The 18,940-nt window shown below is 41.4% G+C and carries 15 protein-coding genes; 7 read left to right on the forward strand and 8 right to left on the reverse strand.

What is annotated here, in order from left to right:
• Positions 1-88 precede the first annotated feature (88 nt).
• Genes ABT997_RS01870 through ABT997_RS01885 form a run of 4 tightly spaced genes read left to right on the forward strand, consistent with a single transcriptional unit; the run spans position 89 to position 4,596 of the window.
• A complete protein-coding gene (locus ABT997_RS01870) occupies positions 89-1,399 on the forward strand; it encodes an HD domain-containing protein (protein ID WP_350018598.1) in 1,311 nt (436 codons plus the stop codon).
• On the forward strand, positions 1,389-2,198 hold the full coding sequence (gene yidA, locus ABT997_RS01875; RefSeq protein ID WP_154853404.1) for a sugar-phosphatase: 810 nt from the start codon (positions 1,389-1,391) through the stop codon (positions 2,196-2,198). The genes ABT997_RS01870 and yidA overlap by 11 nt, the downstream gene beginning before the upstream one ends.
• Positions 2,198-3,412: an aminoacyltransferase gene (locus ABT997_RS01880; RefSeq protein ID WP_023027076.1), complete on the forward strand. Its 1,215-nt coding sequence runs from the start codon at positions 2,198-2,200 to the stop codon at positions 3,410-3,412. Before yidA ends, ABT997_RS01880 begins: the two co-directional genes overlap by 1 nt.
• Positions 3,413-3,420: 8 nt before the next feature.
• On the forward strand, positions 3,421-4,596 hold the full coding sequence (locus ABT997_RS01885) for an aminoacyltransferase (RefSeq protein ID WP_306474791.1): 1,176 nt from the start codon (positions 3,421-3,423) through the stop codon (positions 4,594-4,596).
• A gap of 233 nt (positions 4,597-4,829) precedes the next feature.
• Here ABT997_RS01885 and tpiA read toward each other — a convergent pair whose 3' ends face one another.
• From tpiA to ftsW, 4 genes are all read right to left on the reverse strand, one after another.
• Entirely contained in the window at positions 4,830-5,588 is a 759-nt protein-coding gene (gene tpiA, locus ABT997_RS01890) for a triose-phosphate isomerase (protein WP_023027078.1), read from the reverse strand.
• 164 nt (positions 5,589-5,752) lie between these two features.
• Complete coding sequence (gene tuf, locus ABT997_RS01895) at positions 5,753-6,949, reverse strand: elongation factor Tu (RefSeq protein WP_061564186.1); 1,197 nt, start codon at positions 6,947-6,949, stop codon at positions 5,753-5,755.
• A 255-nt stretch (positions 6,950-7,204) separates the two neighbouring features.
• Positions 7,205-10,030, reverse strand: coding sequence for a phosphoenolpyruvate carboxylase (gene ppc / locus ABT997_RS01900; RefSeq protein ID WP_350018599.1), 2,826 nt, complete (start codon positions 10,028-10,030; stop codon positions 7,205-7,207).
• Positions 10,031-10,058: 28 nt separating this feature from the next.
• Positions 10,059-11,297: a cell division peptidoglycan polymerase FtsW gene (ftsW, locus tag ABT997_RS01905; protein WP_270285300.1), complete on the reverse strand. Its 1,239-nt coding sequence runs from the start codon at positions 11,295-11,297 to the stop codon at positions 10,059-10,061.
• Between the two features lie 247 nt (positions 11,298-11,544).
• Between ftsW and ABT997_RS01910 the strand changes: the two genes are divergently transcribed.
• The 3 genes from ABT997_RS01910 (at position 11,545) to ABT997_RS01920 (ending at position 13,606) form a co-directional block, all read left to right on the forward strand.
• Positions 11,545-12,408 carry a GH25 family lysozyme gene (locus ABT997_RS01910; RefSeq protein WP_270285299.1) on the forward strand — a complete coding sequence of 288 codons (864 nt, stop codon included), beginning with the start codon at positions 11,545-11,547 and terminating at the stop codon, positions 12,406-12,408.
• Between the two features lie 86 nt (positions 12,409-12,494).
• Positions 12,495-12,968: an aminoacyl-tRNA deacylase gene (locus tag ABT997_RS01915; protein WP_270308800.1), complete on the forward strand. Its 474-nt coding sequence runs from the start codon at positions 12,495-12,497 to the stop codon at positions 12,966-12,968.
• A gap of 14 nt (positions 12,969-12,982) precedes the next feature.
• Positions 12,983-13,606: a histidine phosphatase family protein gene (locus ABT997_RS01920; protein WP_350018600.1), complete on the forward strand. Its 624-nt coding sequence runs from the start codon at positions 12,983-12,985 to the stop codon at positions 13,604-13,606.
• 311 nt (positions 13,607-13,917) lie between these two features.
• Here the strand turns inward: ABT997_RS01920 and lysS are convergent, their stop codons facing one another.
• The 4 genes from lysS to ABT997_RS01940 all read right to left on the reverse strand — a co-directional run bounded on the left by lysS (position 13,918) and on the right by ABT997_RS01940 (position 18,781).
• Complete coding sequence (gene lysS, locus ABT997_RS01925; protein ID WP_350018601.1) at positions 13,918-15,408, reverse strand: lysine--tRNA ligase; 1,491 nt, start codon at positions 15,406-15,408, stop codon at positions 13,918-13,920.
• 184 nt (positions 15,409-15,592) lie between these two features.
• Entirely contained in the window at positions 15,593-16,945 is a 1,353-nt protein-coding gene (locus tag ABT997_RS01930) for an ABC transporter permease (protein WP_306474678.1), read from the reverse strand.
• The gene (locus tag ABT997_RS01935) at positions 16,945-17,640 is read right to left on the reverse strand and encodes an ABC transporter ATP-binding protein (RefSeq protein ID WP_023023871.1); all 696 of its coding nucleotides are present in this window, start codon (positions 17,638-17,640) and stop codon (positions 16,945-16,947) included. Before ABT997_RS01935 ends, ABT997_RS01930 begins: the two co-directional genes overlap by 1 nt.
• Entirely contained in the window at positions 17,624-18,781 is a 1,158-nt protein-coding gene (locus ABT997_RS01940) for an efflux RND transporter periplasmic adaptor subunit (protein ID WP_270285295.1), read from the reverse strand. The genes ABT997_RS01935 and ABT997_RS01940 overlap by 17 nt, the downstream gene beginning before the upstream one ends.
• Positions 18,782-18,940: the final 159 nt, after the last annotated feature.

Genomic DNA, 18,940 nt, shown 5'->3' on the forward strand with positions numbered 1-18,940 from the left:
TCCTTTATTTTACCAAAAACTTCTTTCTTTTTGCTATTGCAACCATCTCTCGATACCAATTTAGGCCGTTTTCTGCTATAATAGAGGCATGAATGAAAAAGTATTTCGGGATCCTGTGCACAACTATATTCACGTGGATCACCCAGTCATTTACAAGCTCATTAATACAAAAGAATTTCAACGACTACGTCGCATCAAACAGTTAGGAACCTCTGGGTTTACCTTTCATGGGGGCGAGCATAGTCGTTTTTCGCACTGTCTAGGAGCCTATGAAATTGCTCGGCGCATCCTATCAATCTTTGATGAGAAATACACCGACCAATGGGACTCAAGCGAATCCCTTCTCACCATGGTTGCCGCCTTGCTCCATGATATCGGACACGGTGCTTATTCGCATACCTTTGAAGGGCTATTTGATACAGATCATGAAAAAATGACCCAGGAAATTATTACCTGTCCTGAAACAGAAATCTACCAGGTATTAATTCAAGTAGCACCAGACTTCCCTCAAAAGGTAGCCAGTGTTATCGACCACACCTACCCTAATAAACAGGTGGTGCAGTTAATCTCTAGTCAGATTGATGTCGATCGCATGGATTACCTTCTACGAGACGCCTACTTCACTGGTGCCTCTTACGGGAACTTTGATTTAACTCGTATTTTGCGTGTTATTCGTCCAGTAGAAAACGGGATTGCCTTTCAGGTCAATGGGATGCATGCGGTTGAAGATTATGTTGTTTCTCGTTACCAAATGTATATGCAGGTCTACTTTCACCCAGCCACTAGAGCAATGGAAGTCCTATTGCAAAACCTACTCAAGCGAGCACGTCATCTCTATGCTACGCACAAGGAGTTCTTTCACGCGACTTCACCTCGCTTGATTCCATTCTTTGAACACCAAGTGAACCTTGCCGATTACTTGGCTTTGGACGACGGCGTCATGAATACCTATTTTCAATCTTGGATGGAGAGTCCTGATTCTGTTCTCTCTGATTTGGCCCAGCGTTTTATCAATCGCAAGGTTTTCAAATCCATTCTCTTTCAAGATAAGGATGAAAAACAATTAGCTGCTCTCAAACAACTGATTCAAGAGGTTGGTTTTGATCCGATCTATTATACAGCTATCCATCGAAACTTTGACCTTCCTTACGACGTTTACCGACCAGATTCAGAAAAACCTCGTACTCAAATTGAGATCATCCAAAAGGATGGTAAATTAGCTGAGCTATCCTTACTCTCTCCTATCGTTGCTTCCTTAGCTGGTAGTAGACAAGGGGATAACCGCTTCTATTTCCCGAAAGAAATGTTGCTTGAAAATAGCTTGTTTACACCTCAACTACAATTATTCCAGTCCTATATTATTAACGATACCTTCACAGGAGAGAAACATGAACATTAAACTTGTTGCCTTGGATATCGATGGAACCCTTTTAACGTCTGACGGCCAAGTAACCCCCGAAGTTTTCCAGGCTATCCAAGATGCCAAAGCTCAAGGGGTTCATGTTGTCTTAGCAACTGGTCGTCCTCGTTCTGGTGTCCTTCGATTGTTGGAGGAACTTCATTTGGATCAACCAGGTGACCTCGTCATCACCTTCAATGGGGGACTGATTCAAGACGCCCACACTGGTGAAACTCTCTATGAAGAACACCTCTCCTACAACGATTATTTGGATATTGAAGCGCTAGCTCGTAAGTTGGCTGTTCCTATGCACGCTAGTACCAAGTCTGGCATTTATACAGCTAATCGTAACATTGGTACCTATACCGTCCATGAAGCCAAATTGGTCCACTCGGATCTTTTCTATCGGACTCCTGAAGAAATGGAGCACCATACGGTTCTCAAGTGTATGTATGTCGATGAACCAGACATCTTAGAAACGGTCCTCTCCGCTATTCCGGATAATTTTTACGATCGATTTACGATTGTGCGTTCCGCACCTTTTTACCTTGAGATATTACCTAAGACAGTAAATAAAGGTCAAGCCCTCTTACAGTTAGCGTCCAAGTTAAACCTAAGTCCGGACCAAGTGATGGCGGTCGGAGATCAAGAAAACGACCAGGCTATGCTAGAGGTTGCTGGTCTCCCTGTAGCAATGGACAATGCCAGTCCTGAATTAAAAAAGATCGCTAAAGTCGTCACGCGCTCCAACGATGAGTCGGGTGTCGCTTACGCCCTTAGAAAGTGGGTACTCCATTAATGTATAGTTATAAAATCGGTATTACAGCCGAAGAACATGATGAATTCGTTAAAAATAGCCCCCAAACCAATTTGCTTCAAAGCTCAGATTGGGCAAAGATCAAAGATAACTGGGGCAATGAACGCCTTGGGATTTACCAAGATCAAAAACTAGTTGCAGTTGCAAGTATTTTAATCCAACCACTCCCACTTGGTTTTACTATGCTCTATATCCCACGTGGACCTATAATGGATTACCAAAATAGCCAATTAGTGTCCTTTATGCTCCAATCCATCAAAACATATGCTAAAAGTAAGCGAGCTGTTTTCGCCAAATTTGATCCCTCTCTTTTCCTTAGAAAAGGGTTAATTGGCCAAGAGGCAAAGGATCAAGAGGCTACTTTAGAGATTATCCAATCTTTAAAAGAATGTGGAGTGGAATGGGTTGGTCGGACGGAAGATATGGGGGAAACCATTCAACCACGTTTCCAGGCCAATATCTACAAGGAATACTTCACAGAGGACCAACTGTCTAAATCCACCAAGCAAGCCATTCGGACCGCCCGAAATAAAGGAGTCGAAGTCATCTTTGGAGGCACTGAACTCTTAGACGAATTTGCAGCTCTAATGAAAAAAACAGAGGCTCGTAAAGGTATCCATCTTCGTGGAAAAGACTATTATGAGAAACTGCTAACAACCTATGCAGGACAATCTTACATCACTCTATCAAGAATTAACTTGGCTCAACGCCTTGCTTCACTCAAAGAGCAACTGGAAAAAAATCAAGCAGAAGCTAGTCGTTTTAACGAAAAAACAAAACCAGGCAAGATTGACAACAACCGTCAAGAAAAAGAACGTTTGGAAGAAGAAATCCAATTTCTCAATCAAGAGCTAAAAGACGGCCAAGAAATCGTTTCTCTTTCTGGAACCTTGACTCTTGAATTTGGAGGCACTTCAGAGAATGTCTATGCAGGGATGGATGAGAACTTCCGCCGTTATCAACCAGCTATTTTGACTTGGTATGAAACAGCCCAGCATGCCTTTGACCGTGGAGCTGATTGGCAAAATATGGGAGGAGTTGAGAACCATTTAGATGGAGGACTCTACCACTTCAAGTCAAAATTTAATCCAATGATCGAAGAATTTGTTGGCGAATTCAACCTCCCAACAAGTATTCTTTATCCCCTTGTTAACAAGGCCTATCAATTACGAAAAAAACTAAGAAATAAACAGTAAGGTGACCTATGACATTCAATATTATTAGTAGGGAAGAATTTTACCAACACTCTCTTACTACTTCCAATCACTCTTTTTTACAGAGTATTGAAATGGCTGATTTGCTTCAAAAAAGAGGCGCAACTATTCAATATATTGGATGGAAAGAGCAAGGAACATTAGCTATCTCTGCCATTTTATATAGCCTACCCATGACAGGAGGCTTGCATTACGAAATCAATAGTGGACCAATCGTGACGGATGCTCGCTACCTACCAGATTTTTACGAAGCATTGCAGGATTATGTAAAAGAAAATGGTGGTATCGAATTTATTTTAAAACCTTATGACCACTATCAAGTTTTCGATAGCAATGGAAACCCGACCGAAGAAGAGCAAAAACAACTTCTCCATTCATTACTGGATCTTGGCTATCAATTTGATGGCTTACAAGTAGGCTATCCAGGAGGAGAACCTGTTTGGCATTATCTGAAAGACCTAACTGATTATGATGCGAAATCTCTCCTAAAATCCTTCAACAAAAACTGTAGCCGTAATATTACGACTGCCCTTAACTATGACATTTCCATCCGAAATATTAGTAGAGATGAGATCCCTCAGTTTAAACAAATTATTGAGGAAACTGGAAAACGTCAAGGCTTTGAAGACAAGAGCCTGGACTACTACTACGATCTCTATGATACCTTTGGAGACAAAGCAGAATTTCTCATTGCTGAAATCAATACAGCAGATGCAATCGCTTACTTAGACCAGAAGATTTCCTTGCTCAATCCTTCATCCAAACAATATGAGCAACAATTGCAAAAATTAGAGAAACAAAAGACAATTGTCCGGGAGACCTTGGCGGACGAAACGGTTGAAACAGTACCCTTGGCCTGTGCCCTGATCATCTATAATCCATCAGAAGTGACCTATTTGTTTGGTGGTTCGTATACCAAATATCAGAAATTCTCTGCAGCCTTCTTGATTCAATACCATGCCATGAAGCGTGCACTAGAAAAAGGAATCACCTTATACAATTTCCTTGGTATTCAAGGGATCTTCGACGGTTCAGACGGCGTTCTTCGTTTTAAACAAAACTTCAATGGCTATATCGTTCGTAAGATGGGAACCTTCCGTTATTACCCAAATCCTCTGAAATTTAAAGCCTTGTCCTTGATCAAACGAATCTTAGGACGCTCATAAAAAAACAAAGAGGCTGGGACAAAAGTCCTAGCCTCTTAATTGTCTTTGGATTGTCGAGCAAGACGCAGTGGTTGAGTGGGCTCTACTACGCTGATTTCATCAGCTTTTAGAGCCCTACTCAACTGTGCGGAGGTGGGACGACGAAATCAAATTCTAACGAATTACCGATTTCTGTCCCACTCTCTTTTAAGACAATAAAAAGACGAGAAGTCTCTCGCCTTTTTTATTCTGCATTAGTTTACGAAGTTCAACAATGCCAAGAAGCTTTCTGGATCAAGGGATGCACCACCTACAAGAGCTCCATCAACGTCTGGACAAGCCATGTATTCTGCAACGTTTTCAGGTTTCACTGAACCACCGTATTGAACACGTACTTTGTCAGCAACTTCTTGACCGAAGTCAGCAGCTACAACGTCACGAACCACTTTACACATTTTTTGTGCGTCGTCTTGTGAAGCTGATTTACCTGTACCGATAGCCCAAATAGGCTCATAAGCGATAACAGATGCAGCGACTTGCTCAGCTGTCAAGCCAGCCAAAGCAGCTGATACTTGAGCACCTACGAATTCAGCAGCTTTACCAGCTTCGTAAGTTTCAAGTGACTCACCACAACAGATGATTGGAAGCAAACCATTTGCAAAGATTGCTTTTGCTTTTTTGTTGATATCTTCGTCTGTTTCGTGGAAGTAGTCACGACGTTCTGAGTGACCGATGACTACGTAGTCTGTACCAATTTCTTTCAAAACTTGTGGGCTAGTTTCACCAGTGAAAGCACCAGCGTTTTCAAAGTAGCAGTTTTGAGCAGCAACTTTAAGGTTTGAACCTTTCGCTGCAGCAAGAACAGTTGTCAAGTCAAGTGCAGGAGCTGCAATTCCAGCTTCAACAAGATCAGATGAAGGAAGTTTTGATGCTACTGCTTCAACGAATGCTTTTGCTTCTTCTGGGTTTTTGTTCATTTTCCAGTTACCAGCAATAAATGGTTTACGTGACATTTCACATACCTCGTTTTTCTAATTTTATACTAACTATTTTACCATAATTTTCGTCATAATGAAAGGTTGCACAAGCTCATTTTGCTTTTTAACATAATAAAAACCCCGTCTTCACGGGGTTTTCTGTCTGTCTATATAATTGTTAATCTGGGAACTAGATCGAATTAAGCTTCGATTTCAGTAACCATACCTGAACCAACAGTACGTCCACCTTCACGGATTGAGAATGTAGTACCTTGTTCTACGGCGATTGGGTGGATCAACTCAACGTCGATAGTCACGTTATCACCAGGCATTACCATTTCAGTTCCAGCTGGAAGTTCGATAGATCCAGTTACGTCAGTTGTACGGAAGTAGAACTGTGGACGGTAGTTGTTGAAGAATGGAGTGTGACGTCCACCTTCTTCTTTAGAAAGGATGTAAACTTCACCTTTAAATTTAGTGTGTGGGTTGATTGAACCTGGTTTAGCAATAACTTGTCCACGTTCGATTTCATCACGTTGGATACCACGAAGAAGCACACCAACGTTGTCCCCTGCAAGACCTTCGTCAAGTTGTTTACGGAACATTTCAACACCAGTAACAACCGCTTTTTGGATTTCTTCTTTAATACCAACGATTTCGATTTCGTCGTTGACTTTAACGATACCACGGTCGATACGTCCTGATGCTACAGTACCACGTCCAGTGATTGAGAATACGTCTTCGACTGGAAGAAGCAATGGTTTGTCAGTATCGCGTTCTGGTTCTGGGATGTACTCATCAACAGTATTCATCAAGTCCATGATGATGTCTTCATATTTAGAATCACCTTCAAGAGCTTTAAGAGCTGAACCTTGGATAACTGGAAGGTCATCACCTGGGAAATCGTATTCTGAAAGAAGGTCACGGATTTCCATTTCAACCAATTCAAGCAATTCTTCATCGTCAACCAAGTCAACTTTGTTCATGAAGACGATCAAGTGTTTAACACCAACCTGACGTGAAAGAAGGATGTGCTCACGAGTTTGTGGCATTGGTCCATCTGTAGAAGCTACTACAAGGATAGCACCGTCCATTTGGGCAGCACCAGTGATCATGTTTTTAACGTAGTCCGCGTGTCCTGGCGCATCGATGTGAGCGTAGTGACGTTTTTCAGTTTCATACTCAACGTGTGCAGTGTTGATGGTGATACCGCGTTCGCGTTCTTCTGGAGCAGCATCGATAGACGCATAGTCTTTAGGTTGGTTAACTGATGAAGGCAAGCGACGTGCCAAAACAGTTGTGATAGCTGCAGTTAGGGTAGTTTTACCGTGGTCAACGTGTCCGATAGTACCAATGTTAACGTGTGGTTTACTACGATCGTATTTTTCTTTTGCCATTTGAGTAAAAGCCTCCAATAAAATATATTTTATAGATAGACAGTAGGCAATACAGTCTAACTTTCCTTACTATTCTATCTAATTTTAGATGAAATTGCAAGCCTTTTACCTATATTTTCTTAATTATTCCTTTTCTAATCTTTTATTTTTCCATCTGACAGAAAGATCTTGATCGAGCTTTGAAAAATATCCCATTAAATCCCCTATCTCTTCTGCTTCTAAGTAGAAAAAAATCGGAACTCTCGTTCCGATTTTTTAGCCTGAATTACGCAATCCTGTCGCGACACCATTGATTGTGATATGAATCAACTTGTCCTGATCTGCAGGCAATTCACCACGTCTTTGGCGTTTAATTAATTCTAATTGGATATAGTTCAAAACATTAAAGTATGGCATACGATAATCTAAACTATCTTTTAGATAAGGGTTCTCAGCCAAGAGTTCATCATGACCCTCAATTTGTAAAATAACATCTTTAGTCAATTGCCATTCATCCAGGATAATATTGAAAATGTCACGAACCTCCTCTTCTTCACATAGCTTGGCGTATTCAAAAGCAATGTTCATATTGGCTTTTGAAAGTACCATGTCTACGTTTGAAAGAAGTGACTTGAAGAATGGCCATTTTTGGTACATATAACGCAAGGTTTCAATGTTTTCAGGGTCTGCATCGATAAATTCCTTAAAGCTAGAACCAACACCGTACCAACCAGGGAACATCACCCGACTTTGTGACCATGAGAAGACCCACGGAATAGCGCGCAGGCCACCAATTTCTTTGATGGTTTTACGGGCTGCTGGACGGGAACCAATGTTAAAGCTAGAAATCGCTTTAATGGGACTGGACTCAAAGAAGTAATCATAGAAATGTTCGTTGCCAAACACCAGTTCACGATAAATATCGTAGCTACGATTGACAATCTGGTCCATAATCTCATTGTACTGATCGGACATGCTCTTTTCACTCTTCTGCTTAGCAATCATCCGGTTAATTGTTGCAGAGACCAACATTTCCAAGTTGTAATAAGCTGCATCCTTGTTCCCATATTTGTTGCCAATGACCTCACCTTGCTCCGTCAAACGAATGCGGTCATTAATGGATCTCAATGGTTGTGAGGTAATGGCTTCATAGGTTGGACCACCCCCACGACCAACCGTTCCCCCACGGCCATGGAAGAAGGTAATTTTGACACCAAACTCGTCGCCAATCGCTGTTAATTGTTGCTGGGCCTTATAAAGAGTCCAACAAGAAGATAGATAACCACCATCTTTGTTACTATCTGAGTAACCAAGCATAATTTCTTGGTAGTTATTCTTAGAAGCAATCCAGCGTTTAGCAATTGGAAGTGATAGATACTTTCTCATTGTGTCTTCAGATTGGTCCAAGTCTTCAATTGTCTCAAAGAGGGGAACAATTTGCACACGTGCACCATCTTTATCGATCAGTCCTACTTCTTTCAACATGATGGCCAACTCAAGCATATCAGATACACTGGTTGCATGAGAAATAATGGTTTGACGAATAACGTCTTCACCAAGTCGATCCTTTAATTCACGCGCTGTTTGGAAAATAGCTAATTCTTTTTCAAGCAATTCTGATTTTTCTGCATGGGTAGCTGATAAAATCCGAGGATCTTCTAACAACTCTTGTAAAAGCAAGTCGCACTTTTCGTCTTCTGACAAATCACTGTAATGGTCATTGATTCCAGCTTCTTTGAGAAGTTCTGCAACACAGGCTTCATGGACACTCGAATCTTGACGCATATCAATCGAAGCCAAGAAGAATCCAAAGACTTCTACTGCTTCTAATAACTCAGCAAACTCACCTGAGATTAAAGCCTCTGCCTTATTTTCAATCAATGATTCTTGAATCAGGGTCAAATCCTGTTTAAATTCTTCAACTGTTTCGTAATAAGGAGGACGATCTTCTGCCAACTCTTGGATAGCACCACTGATACGGGTACCAATATAATCGGAAACCACTCCTTGTTGATGGGTGTGAGCACCGAGAAGACGTTCAATCGGATGGCGCTCATCTACTGTTGAGCCAACTACTGACCATTCCTTAATATTCAATAAGGTTTGGACCAATTTGGATTGAATATAATGGAAGGCTCGACGGTAGGGTTCCTTCTCTCTAAAGACAGAGGTATCACTCGAACGGGCCGCCATCTCTTCAACCGCTTGACTGGTTTTTGAAAGATTGGTAGAAAGGGAGAAATTCCGATATAGGCTAGATATTTTCTGAATATAGTAGTTTAGAATAACTTCACTTTGAATGGTAGCTGATCGCTTCAAGGTCTCAGCAGTTACAAAAGGATTCCCATCCCGGTCTCCACCAATCCACATTCCCATCGTAATCGGTTTAGGTTGCTGTAACTCGATCCCTTGCTCCTTGGCAAGACGTTTGTATTCCAACATTAAGTTAGGAACAGCCTGAAGGAAGGAACTATTATAGTATTCCATGACATTGGTAATCTCATTTGTTACCTTGAGTTTCTTTTCACGGATCATATCGGTTTGCATCATAATTTCAATATTTCGACGCAAATTATTGTACCATTTGGTCTCGTTCATCAAGCCTGCTTTTACATCCCGGTGTTGGCGCAAAAGGCTGTGAATCTGAGTGGTTAGGTCCAACATGGTTTTCCGTTGCACTTGGGTCGGATGAGCTGTCAATACTGGTACCACGTTGAGGCGTTCCAAAATTTCCTGAGCATTTTCAGTCTCAGCCACCTGGCGGATGGTTGACGATAGTTTCCCTAGATAGTCCTGTCCCACATTATTCTGATGATTGATTTCAAAAGCCAAATCGACATCTTCAGAGATATTAATCAATAAGGGGAGAATGGCAAAGTATCGAGAAATCACGATCATCTCTTCATTCGATAGCTCTCTAACAATTTGATCCAATTTTAAATAGTCTTTTGAGACAGATAGTTTTTTCAATTCAAGAATCTTATCAAAGGTTTCTGGACTCACCAAATTTTTAGCAATGTCTTCTAAAATAGTGGTTAAAATCTCAACTTCTTCTTTGATAATCTCTTTGTTGGTATAGCTCTCTAGTTTTTGTAAAGTCATGATAACTCCTTTCTTTACTCACTCCGGTTTAGTAATAGCTTTGGATTTTCTGAGGCTTCTCGTAAGAAGGGGCCTCTTGAATAGCCCGGGCGCGCTTTTCACTCGCATCAATATTCAAGACAAGGGCAATCGCAATAGATAAGACCCACAAACTATTTCCTCCTTGTGATAGGAAGGGGAAGGTCACCCCTGTCGAAGGAATCAACCCAGAAATCCCACCAATATTAATAAAGGTTTGAGTCAGAAGCATCCCTCCTATACCGATGGCCATCATCGAATTAAATGGATCTCTAGCCCGTATCCCCACAAGAATAATACGCAAAATTAAGAAGAACAACAAGGCTAAGATGAGACTAGCTCCCACAAAACCAAGTTCTTCAATGACGATCGAAAAGACAAAGTCTGTATGTGCTTCTGGCAAATACCCTTGCTTTTCAATCGAATTTCCAAGACCTAAGCCAAACCAGCCCCCATTACTCATGGCGTAATAGGAATTGGCCAATTGGTGTCCAGAATCTGATAAATCATTAAAGGGGTTATAAAAAGCACTGAAACGTTTCGCTACATATCCAAAAACAGGGATTTTAGAAAATCTCTCAACCCCAATTAACTTAATGGAATAAAGGAGAACAGTCGATCCCCCCACTAGCATAGCTAATAAGCTTGAGAACCAGCGGTAGGCTATCCCACTTGCACTAATCATGATTAAAGTTGTTAGTGCGAGAATGGTCGCATTTCCTAAGTCTGGCATGATGACTACAATAGCGATCAAGAAGAGCACCATCCAACGCCAATCTGCCAAATCACGAGGAATCCATTGATTATGGGTAAGTGCCTGGTAATCATATTGCTGAATCTCTTCTTGCTTTTTAGAGAAAACTAAGGCCAAATACCAAACTAGGATAATTTTCAAGTACTCAGCTGGCTGAATAGAGAAACCTCCAAAATTCAACCACCCATGCGCCCCATTCACCGTGTCTGTGATAAAACGCGATAGCAAGAGAAGGATCGTCTCCGCAATGATAACAATCCCAATGAAAGCCTTTTTCTTAAGGTTATTCAATTTTACCTTATAGATAAAGAGAATGGTAACCAAACTCAGAACAAAAAAGATTCCCTGGCTTTTGATCATCCCAAAAGGACTAACTCCTTTTTGGATGGCTAATGCACTCGTTGTCGAGTAGACAATAATCAATCCTAATATTGACAAAAGGAGGTACGGAATCAGGATTGAATAGTTTAAAAAATGACGTTTTTCTAATTTCATGTAACACCCATACTTCTAATTTTCAGTCTTCATTATATCACCTTTCAATAGTAAAAAAAAGGAAATACCAAATAAGATTCGGTTTTCACCTGTCATAGAGGATTAATCAGATCAGTCTAGCCCTTTTTTTTCCTCCTACTAGCTTAGTCCAAAAAAGTAATCCGCATTTTTACGACAATCGTTTGTTTTTGCGCTTTCAGACCCTTTGTTTTGCCTTTTTCCATCTTTTGCGGTAAAATGATTCTGTATGAGAAAAAGGATTAAACCAATTGTCCTCTTCGTCTTTTTCCTAAGCATCTTTTCCTTTCTGCTCATTTCTAAAACAGTAGCAGATATTCAAAGGAATCAACTTGCTAGAAGCAAGACTACACAAGAGGCAAAGAAAACCAATCAATCAAAACTCCCATCTAGTTCTTCTTCTGACTCAGTAGAAGAACTAGATCAAGAATTTTTGAATCGACCAATTATTGACATCTCTGGTTGGCAATTGCCAAGCGAGATTGATTATGATCTCTTAGCACAGAATGTTTCTGGAGTCATTGTTCGCGTTCATAGTGGCGCTCAAGCTAAAAAAGAAAATGCTGCGACTTATTTAAATGGAATAGACAAATCATACGAAACTCATATTAAAGAGTTTCAAAAACGAGATATTCCAGTTGCGGTATATGCTTACGTAGCTGCCAAGGACAAGAAAGAAATGGAAAAGGAAGCAGAAGAGTTCTATCAGGCATCCAAAAAATACAAACCAACCTATTATTGGCTGGATGTAGAAGAAAAAACCATGGGTGATATGAACGCTGGAGTGGAAGCCTTCCGTGCCAAGCTAGCATCATTGGGAGCCAAAAATATCGGAATCTATATTGGGACCTATTTCATGGAAGAACATAGTATCTCCACTGATAAATTTACCGCCCTCTGGATTCCAACTTATGGGTATGATGATGGCTATTACAATGCAGCTCCATCTACTGATGATGAGTATGATCTTCACCAGTACACCTCTCAGGGGCAATTGAATGGCTTCACCCACTACTTGGACTTAAACCAGATTGCACCTACACAAGATCAAGAAAAAATCTACCGAAAACTATTTACAGTAGAAAAGAATTAAAAGAGGCAGACGCCTCTTTTTCTCTTAAACTGCAACTCAAAGAGTATGATATAATATTAGAAAATTTAGAGAAAGACAACAGTAAGATGGCAAAAAAACAAAAAGTAAAAAAAACATTGGTTGAACAAATCTTACAAAAAGCAAAAATCCCCCATACAGGACTACAAATTAATGCCCTTAAGGGAATGATTCCAGAAGGGATTAGGACTGAGCAAATTTATAAGACACTGGCCCTTACAGGTGATAAAACTGGTCCTGTTATCGGAATTGTTCCCATCTCTGCGCACTTGTCAGAGAAAAAATTGGCCAAACTATCTGGCAATAAAAAAGTCAGTATGATTCCACAGAAAGATTTAGAAAAAACAACAGGCTATGTTCACGGGGCCAATAATCCTGTTGGCATTCGACAAAAACACAACTACCCCATTTTCATTGACCAATCTGCCTTGCAACTTGATCAGATGATTGTCTCTGCAGGTGAAGTTGGTCACAGTATTCAAATCAAGGCGCAAGATTTAGCTGATTTGGTCAAGGCTAGCTTCGAGGACTTGGTCGAGTAAAGGATAAAACTACTATGAAACTATATTTTGTCCGTCATGGACGCACTGAGTGGAACGAGGAGGGCCGTATCCAAGGGGCAAACGGCGACTCCCCGCTTTTAGAATCTTCCATACAGCAGTTAGAAGCCTTGGGTCGGCATCTATCTCAAACACGCTTTGATGCGGCTTATTCAAGCGATTTGCCTAGAGCCGTCCATACTGCTCAAATCCTCCTCAAGCAAAATCAGCATCCTACCTCCCTCCAAGAGACTCCTGCTCTACGGGAATGGCAGCTTGGTAGGCTAGAAGGTGGAAAAATTGTGGAGTTGAAAGCTCTCTATCCTGAGGAAATGAAGGCTTTCCGACACGATCTATCACAATTCCATCACGACCTATTTGAGGCAGAATCCGTTTCTGAAACAACCAAGCGTACCTGTGATTTTGTGAAAAGCCTGAAAGGAAAAGAGTTCGATACCGTTCTTATCGTTGGACATGGGGCGAATTTAACAGCTTCCATTCGGACCCTACTTGGCTATAAAGCAGAGGAACTCCGTAAAAACGGTGGCCTCAACAATGCTAGTGTGACCATTTTGACAACAGATGATTTTGAGCACTTTTATTTAGAAACTTGGAATGATACCTCTTATTTGGAGACTTAAAAACACTGATTGCAAGATAATTGTTTTAGAATAGAGGCAAAGTTCACTTAGAAACTTTCCTTAGGTGAATGCGGACGTCAGCGAACTTCGAAGAAGTTCCATGACTTAGTTTTGGACCTAAGGTTCCAAAACTCCCGAGTTCCTGAAACAATTTAGTTTCAGGAACTTTTCTCACTGCGGAAAGTTTTTAATCTTCTTAAATAACAAAAAAATAAAAGATATTTTTTGAAAATCATCTAGTTGTCTTATGTAAAACAATAGTCTGTATACATTCAAAAACACTGATCTTGTGATCAGTGTTTTCTTTTAGCTTATTTCATAGTTGGGAAGAGCAATACGTCACGGATAGTAGTCGTATCAGTAAGGAGCATGCAGAGACGGTCGATACCGATTCCGAGTCCTCCTGTTGGTGGCATACCATATTCAAGAGCTTCAATATAGTCGTAGTCAATACCAGTCGCTTCATCGTCTCCCAATTCTTTGGCGCGTGCCTGCGCTTTGAAGCGTTCCAATTGGTCGATTGGGTCGTTCAATTCTGTAAAGGCATTGGCATATTCCTTGGTCATGATGAAGAGCTCAAAACGATCCGTGAAACGAGGATCTTCATCATTCTTCTTGGCCAATGGAGATACAGCTACAGGGTGTCCATAGACAAAGGTTGGTTGTGTCAAGGTTTCTTCCACATATTCTTCGAAGAAGGCATTGATGATGTGACCTACTTCAGTGTAGTGTTTTTCATCTGGCACATGTTTTTCTTTGGCAAGGGCTACTGCTTCTTCAAAGCTCATTTCCTTCCAGAAATCAACGCCAGCAATTTCCTTGATGGCATCCACCATGTGAACCCGTTTAAAGGGTTCATTGATCTTGATTTCAGTTCCTTGGTAGTTAACTGGACCATCCCCATGAATGGCTTTAGCAGCGTGTTGGATAATGCCTTCTGTCAAGTCCATAATATCTTGGTAGTCAGCATAGGCTTGGTAGACTTCGATGGAGGTAAATTCAGGGTTGTGGGTAGCATCCATTCCTTCATTACGGAAGATACGTCCGATTTCATAGACGCGTTCCATTCCACCAACGATCAAGCGCTTCAAGTGAAGCTCAGTCGCAATCCGAAGGACCATATCAATGTTTTGGGCATTGTGGTGAGTGATAAATGGACGCGCAGATGCTCCACCAGCTTCGTTGTGAAGGACAGGTGTTTCTACCTCAAGGAAGCCTTGACCATCCAAGTAACGACGGATTTCTGAAATGATTTTTGAACGAGTTACAAAGCGGTTAAAGCTTTCACGGTTAGAAATCAAGTCCAAGTAGCGTTTGCGGTAGATGGTTTCCACATCTGAAAGCCCATGGAATTTTTCAGGCAAGGGACGAAGTGCTTTAGATAAATGAGTGATGTGAGTAGCTTTGATTGAAAGCTCACCCATGTCTGTCCGCATCACTTCTCCTTCTACACCAAGGAAATCTCCAAGGTCAGCCTTTTTGAAAATTTCATAATTTTCTTCGCCAACCGCGTCTTTACGAACGTAAATTTGGATTTGACCTTCACGGTCTTGAAGGTGGGCAAAACCAACCTTCCCTTTTCCACGTTTGGTCACGAGACGGCCTGCAATAATAGCTGTCTCGTTCAAGTCATGAAGTTGTTCTTTATCTAATTCTGAATATTTTTCTTTTAATTGACCAGAATCTGCAGTACGTTCGAATCGCTTTCCAAATGGGTCGATTCCTTGTTCACGAAGGGCCGCCATCTTTTCGCGACGGACAATCTGCTGGTCATTTAATTCTTCCATATGTTCAGTAGTCATTTGGAACCTCCTAAGTTATTCTCCCCTATTTTATCATATTTACCAGGGAAATACACTATTCTTGAGCAGGAAAAATGAAAAAAGGAATGGAAGGAAAGGGAGTTTGCTACCTTTCCTATCACATTCCTAGATTTCAGAAGGGAACACGACGATTGTCCCAATCCATCATTCAAGTCATTCTACCTTATTCATAGCGGAGGGCTTCAATTGGGTCTAGTTTTGATGCCTTGCTAGCTGGTAGGATACCAAAGATAATTCCGACACAAGCTGAGAAGATGATACTTCCAATAGCCACTGACATGGAGACGACTGGAGGCCCTTCTAGAGCACCTGCAGCAGCTGTGGCGATGAGAGCATTGACACCATAGGCCAATCCCAAACCGAGAATTCCTCCCATCATGGTCAAGACCATTGATTCGATGAGGAATTGAATCAAGATTTTGCTACGAGTAGCTCCAAGTGCTTTTCTTAGACCGATTTCACGTGTCCGCTCAGTCACAGAAACCAACATGATATTCATGACCCCAATCCCACCAACGAGAAGGGAAATTCCTGCAATCGCACCAATGACTGTTGTCATAATACTGAGCATTTGATTGGTCTGCTCTAAGAGACTATCCATATTAAAAATTTGGAACTCCCCTTGGCGAACTCCTGATAGCTCGGTTAATTTTTTCGCTGCTTCGATTCCAGTTGGTTTAATCTGTTTGACATCCGGGATATGCACCACAATAGTAGAAATTTCTTCTGTTCCAAATTCTGAAGCTACTTGGGTATTAGCCATCAAGGCACTTCCTCCAGAAGAAGCCCCATATAATGCAGATCCAGCATTTGGATCCTTGAAGATTCCTACCACCCGATAGTTATTGTCTCCGACAGCAACCACTTGGTTGAGAGCACTTTCCGTTCCAAACAAGGTCGAAGCTAAGCCTTCATCCAGCATGATGACCCGAGAAAAACTCTGGTAATCTGAGGCATTTAGTTTTCTTCCTGAAACCAATTCAAATTTTCTAACAGAGAAATAGGTATCATTGACTCCCATAATATTCACCCCTTCAGATTTTTTCTTCTGAAAGGAGATAGTAGCATTGGCTGTATTACCAACATAGTAGCCATCAACCCCAGGAATCTTGGTCAGTTCTTTGACCCATTCTTCTTGGACAACAGGAGGGGTTTCAAGGATTGGATTATCAACATCTTCGCTAGTTTCCTCTCCATAGCCAGCTGGTGGTGACATTCCTTGGTCTTCTTCACTTGCGACGCCACCTTCCCCACCACCTTCAGCGCCGCCTTCTTCTGAGACAGGTTCTGGGCCAAGATTAAAACCAGTCATGTAGCCACTCTTTCGGGCGGAATAAGAAATCTGAACATACTGTTGATCCTTAGTAAAGGTCTTGGTCACTCCAGCTTTCATCCCATCTCCGAGAGCCATGATGACAACGACTGAGGCAACCCCGATAATAATCCCTACCATGGTTAAGAAAGATCTCATTTTATGTCCCATAATGGAACTAATGGCGAATTTCCAGTTCTGCATCAGGCCCTCCTTTCATTGCGACTATCCGATGATATCACTCCATCTCGAATGACAATCTGACGTTTGGCATAGGCAGCAATCTCCGTTTCGTGGGTTACCATGATGATGGTTTTCCCTTCTTGATTGAGTGCTGTCAAAAGCTCCATAATTTGTTCGCCGGTTTTGGAATCAAGAGCTCCTGTTGGTTCATCCGCTAAGATAATAGAAGGATGATTCACCAAAGCCCGGGCAATGGCCACCCGTTGTTTTTGCCCTCCGGACAATTCAGAAGGAAGGTGGTGCATCCGCGTATCTAGCTCAACTTTCTTTAAAAACTGTTCGGCTAATTCCTTTCGTTTGGAAGGATTCACTCCTGCATAAATTAAGGGGAGCTCGACATTTTGAAAGGCATTAAGTTTTGATAGGAGAAAAAATTGTTGAAAGACAAAGCCAATTTGCTCATTGCGAACCTGAGCCAACTTCTTCTCACTGAGGTTCCCAACCTCTTCCCCTTCTAATCTGTACTCACCACTAGTCGGACGATCGAGAAGGCCAATAATATTCATTAGAGTAGATTTCCCAGAACCAGAAGGTCCCATAATGGCTAGAAATTCTCCCTCTTCTACTTCTAAATGGATATCCTTTAATACCTGTAAGGTTTGATCTCCATTTTTATAACTTTTATTGATATTTTTCAGCTCAATCAATTTTGTCATATTTTCCGACCTCTTTCCCATCTTCCAAATCTCCAGAAGGGTTGATGATCACTTGCGCATCTTTCTTCAAGCCAGATAAGACTTCCTGATTTTCTGCATCTGCATTTCCTAAGGTAACCATAACTTTTTTAGCCTTACCAGCTTCAATGGTCCAAACATAGCTTTGCTCGCCATCCGATAGGACACTTGTCACAGGAACTAAGGGATGGATGGTTGAACTTTTTACTTCAATATTGACAGAGAAACCTTGTTTCAAATCGCCGATCTCACTCGTAATATCTACAGTAAACGGATATTTGGCTCCTCCTGTTCCTTGTCCAGAACCTGCAGCACTTGCACCTGCCTGACCTGCATCCGTCGGATAGTTAGCTACATAGCTAATCTTTCCAGTCCATTTTTTCCCAGGATAGACCTTGGAGGTTAAGGTCACTTCCTGGCCAACTGAAATGTTGGCTAGATTATATTCAGACAACTCTCCTTTTACTTGAAGGTTTCCATTGCTGACGATATGAACAAGAGTTTGGTTGGTTCCTGTTGTTGATTTTGAAACATCTTTATTGACTTCTACAACCGTTCCATCTGTACTACTTTTTACGGTTGTAGCATCCAACAAGGCCTTGGCTTTTTCCATATTGGCTACTGCATCCGCACGAGCATCGCGCAAATCTCCCACTTGTGTATCCAAGGAGCGTTGGGCTTGAGAGGCCGAACTGCTATCTGCTTCCTCATCCCCTGTTGTATCAATGGTCACTCCATTGGTCAAGAGATCGTTCAATTGACGATCTGCCTTATTGACCGCACGTACCGCCGCGTCATAGGCAGATTGCGCTTCTGTACTACTATATTGAACAATAGCTTGGCCAGCGGTTACTTGATCCCCGACATTCACTAAGATCGATTGCAAATCTCCTTTGGTTCCGTCAAAGTAAATATATTGTTCTTGATTGGCTGTGACCTTACCTGTCAATAGAACAGAGGAAGCAATCGAACCTTCTTTCACGGTTTGTACCATAGGTGTTATATCGACCATTTCTTCAGGGCCACTACTTGATTTTCCAAAAGCAAGCCAGCTCCCCATTCCTACAACTGCTATTGCAGCACCTGTCGCTGTAATAATTTGCCATTTTTTAAATTTCTTCATTTCTTTCCTCCAGTATTCGAAAGCGTTTCAATTTATAAGTTTAGTATATCATATTTCCTCATTTTTCAATTCAGAATCATCTGTTTTGCACGTTTTTTTTGCTATCTTGTTTTCTCCTCCTATTCAACGATGGTAATTTCTTGATTTTTGTAACCTTTG

Source organism: Streptococcus australis (assembly GCF_040226615.1).
GTDB classification, from domain to species: domain Bacteria; phylum Bacillota; class Bacilli; order Lactobacillales; family Streptococcaceae; genus Streptococcus; species Streptococcus australis_E.

Bases quoted from the DNA above. Each gene is read 5' to 3' on its own strand.
- tpiA (WP_023027078.1), bottom strand. From the start codon at position 5,588: ATGTCACGTAAACCATTTATTGCTGGTAACTGGAAAATGAACAAAAAC.
- yidA (WP_154853404.1), top strand. From the start codon at position 1,389: ATGAACATTAAACTTGTTGCCTTGGATATCGATGGAACCCTTTTAACG.
- ABT997_RS01930 (WP_306474678.1), bottom strand. From the start codon at position 16,945: ATGCAGAACTGGAAATTCGCCATTAGTTCCATTATGGGACATAAAATG.
- ftsW (WP_270285300.1), bottom strand. From the start codon at position 11,297: ATGAAATTAGAAAAACGTCATTTTTTAAACTATTCAATCCTGATTCCG.
- ABT997_RS01910 (WP_270285299.1), top strand. From the start codon at position 11,545: ATGAGAAAAAGGATTAAACCAATTGTCCTCTTCGTCTTTTTCCTAAGC.
- ABT997_RS01935 (WP_023023871.1), bottom strand. From the start codon at position 17,640: ATGACAAAATTGATTGAGCTGAAAAATATCAATAAAAGTTATAAAAAT.
- lysS (WP_350018601.1), bottom strand. From the start codon at position 15,408: ATGACTACTGAACATATGGAAGAATTAAATGACCAGCAGATTGTCCGT.
- ABT997_RS01870 (WP_350018598.1), top strand. From the start codon at position 89: ATGAATGAAAAAGTATTTCGGGATCCTGTGCACAACTATATTCACGTG.
- tuf (WP_061564186.1), bottom strand. From the start codon at position 6,949: ATGGCAAAAGAAAAATACGATCGTAGTAAACCACACGTTAACATTGGT.
- ABT997_RS01920 (WP_350018600.1), top strand. From the start codon at position 12,983: ATGAAACTATATTTTGTCCGTCATGGACGCACTGAGTGGAACGAGGAG.
- ABT997_RS01915 (WP_270308800.1), top strand. From the start codon at position 12,495: ATGGCAAAAAAACAAAAAGTAAAAAAAACATTGGTTGAACAAATCTTA.
- ABT997_RS01880 (WP_023027076.1), top strand. From the start codon at position 2,198: ATGTATAGTTATAAAATCGGTATTACAGCCGAAGAACATGATGAATTC.
- ABT997_RS01940 (WP_270285295.1), bottom strand. From the start codon at position 18,781: ATGAAGAAATTTAAAAAATGGCAAATTATTACAGCGACAGGTGCTGCA.
- ppc (WP_350018599.1), bottom strand. From the start codon at position 10,030: ATGACTTTACAAAAACTAGAGAGCTATACCAACAAAGAGATTATCAAA.
- ABT997_RS01885 (WP_306474791.1), top strand. From the start codon at position 3,421: ATGACATTCAATATTATTAGTAGGGAAGAATTTTACCAACACTCTCTT.